Annotated in this window: 2 protein-coding genes; both read right to left on the bottom strand. The window is 39.9% G+C overall.

Annotated features, from left to right (window positions below):
* The coding region (locus OH455_RS23095) for a hypothetical protein (RefSeq protein ID WP_269982922.1) at positions 1-462 on the bottom strand (462 nt) is incomplete at its 3' end.
* Between the two features lie 3 nt (positions 463-465).
* Positions 466-2,758, bottom strand: a 2,293-nt coding sequence (locus OH455_RS23090; protein WP_269982921.1) for a hypothetical protein, incomplete at its 5' end; no start/stop codon positions are given.

Raw genomic sequence — 2,758 nt, 5'->3', positions numbered from 1 at the left:
CTCTTTTCCTAAGCCCTTACGTGCACCTTCACGACCCAGTTTATGAACAGCTCGAATATAATTGACTAATGAATAATCACCATTATCAGCAAAAATCATTTGATAATATGAATACTTCCTTCGGTCATAGTCATCAAAATAAGCTCCTTTTTGTTCTTCTTCTTGGTAGCGACTCAATTGCTCTTTCCCATGAGATATAGAAGCTGAATTTAAGCCCAAATCACTGAGTATAAAAATAAAGAGAAACCACACGACCACCACAACAGGAACAAGATAAACGGAGCGAATAGTATGCCTTGCATCGCGAATGGATATAATATCGTCAGTCACCTGCATAAATGGCTCTGGTGGTTGATCAGTAGGCGCTATAGCTTTCTGATTGACAAATTCATCTCGCCCGTCCATCAACTTTTGTGCATACCGAAACCTAACCAGGGTTTCTTGGGTATTGACTCTGCTCATCGATTAATCCTGTTCAATATTGCTATGCTTACTATCAATCATGCCGTGGTAGGTTGTGACTAAATTGCCATCATTTGTGACCATACGCTTTGGTACTGTGACCCCCGGGCTTTGCTCATAATACCAGCGAACTTCCAGTGTTTCTCTAGGTTCACTCTCCATTACGACCGAAAAGTAGATATTGAAATTTTGACAGAGTTCAGGCGGGCTATACTGTGGAAACCTCTCTAAGTCGGTCTCCGCCTCAGAGAATGCTTTTCTAAAAGCTTGCGTGGCTTCTGTATTTAAAGAAGCCTTTATTTGCATACTATTAGTTGCTGAATAAGTGTGCCCTAAATTGATCACTCTTTTGCTGTAAACCGCTGCAATGATATTTGATTGACCAAGCGTAAAGCTCGGTAGTCTAAACTCGTATTGGTAACACTTTTTGGTTTTAGATATCTCGGAGACCTCCACAAGCATGCGTGGCTGGTAAAAATAATTTAAAAACTCTTGTTGTTCAATTTGCAGTGCAAGCTGATATTTTTCATCATGATAATTTTTGGCAGCATCCAATAGGCGGTCTGGGATAGTAATCTTTCCACCTTCTTCAAAATACCAGAATGAATATTTATCACTTTTCCCCCAAAACCCACGATATAATAAGTTATCAAAATCTGACTTAAGGCCAATTTTTTTTGCCATATCTGCCGCAAGCAAAAATACCATACCAAAAAGGAAGAAATAGGCATTACCATACCTTATCGTCGCCATATTTTTTAACGCGATAACAGGCCCCGCTAAGAAAAAGGCAGAACTCAGTATTGTGTAAAGGTGGCCATTAAATAATTCTCGATTGCCCGTTTGATAGGCATCATAAGCTCCATAACCAGATGACGCCATGACTGCCAAATTAGAAATCACAACTAGCTTAGAGACCGCTTTTCCAGTTGAAATTTTCTCTAAGCCTCCAATAATTGAATCCATCTTCGCCGTTATCGCGTTCCTTGCTCCAATTGTCGTTACCGCGAATAACTGGGGTAAACCAGACCTCAATGCGTAATAAACGCGATTTGAATTTATCAATCTCTTTTGCAGGAGTAGATTTGCACGGGAAACACTCACATAATCGGTAATGCCCGCAGACAAAGCCGCAACTAATTTTGCATAGTCGAGCATCGAATCCGTTTCTGTTCCACGTTTGAGAGGATCGGCGTTCTCGAATGCACTATTTTGCAGTAGCTGAATAAGTACATCGATATTGGCGCGTAATGAAACCATAGCGATAACGCCATCTCCTCCTTTACCCAGTAGTTCCAGTGATGACTCAGCAGTAAAATTAGAGTGGCGCCCACCAAACTTAGGAATTTCAAGTTCAGGCCATTGTGCACTTTTGGCACTTAATTCCATCTCAGGGATTCGGTTCTTCCATTGACTATTTGCCCAATTAATCATCTTCTTACCATGATGATGAGCAGTAAGTACTCTATTCAAAGGGCTGTCATTTTTCCCAACAGAATCAATGTTTTGGGCTAACACTTCTGCCAGTTTATCCAGCGTAATTCTTACATTTCCGTCGAGTTCTTTGATACCGAACCCTTTTTCAAAGAAGATAGGGATGAAGTTTAATAGTTTGGTGAAAGCGAGCGGTCTTAAAATGAGTGCTGACGTTATCGTGCCCTTTTGTACATATTTTGCAGATGAATAGATCCAACAATAAACAAACTCTAAAATATTCGCTGTGTTTTTAATCAGTGCTTGGGTCACATCACTCCAATCAACACCATCCTGACATTGAAGTAGAATTGCTTCTAAATGCCGTTGGTACGTTACGTAGGCAGAATCTTCTGCAGCCTCGTCACTCACCATATAAAAGACAACTTTTTGGCCTTCTTCGGTCCCTTCTATTCCATCCAATGTGGTTTGCATCACTCTACTGAGTTTTTCAAGCTCTTTCACTTTATCCTTTGGTGATAGAGAATAAAAATAAAGGTCGAAATAAGCGTTTAAAGAACCTAAGGAGTTATCAGCAAGATCCTTATAAGCAAAAGAGGAATAGAGGTCTAAGATTTTTGTCCTTTGCGATGTCGCTTTCTCTTTAACAAAAGAGTTATCTTGGTAAAAGTTATTTAGTTCCGTAAGGTCAACATTTTCATTAATAGATTCTTTGACGGCTTCACTGCCGTTATTTTGTAATTGTAAAATGATATCTCCAATAGTCTTTGGATAAACTCTACTTGCTTCAAAGGCTTTCTCTGCGAGAAACAGCATTGATAGTGATAATGCAATATCTGCCTGGCGCCCAACCGGGTCAAAT

It is taken from the genome of Vibrio sp. T11.5 (assembly GCF_027587155.1).
Lineage (GTDB): Bacteria > Pseudomonadota > Gammaproteobacteria > Enterobacterales > Vibrionaceae > Vibrio > Vibrio neptunius.
This window is presented reverse-complemented; position numbering and strand designations above follow the sequence as displayed.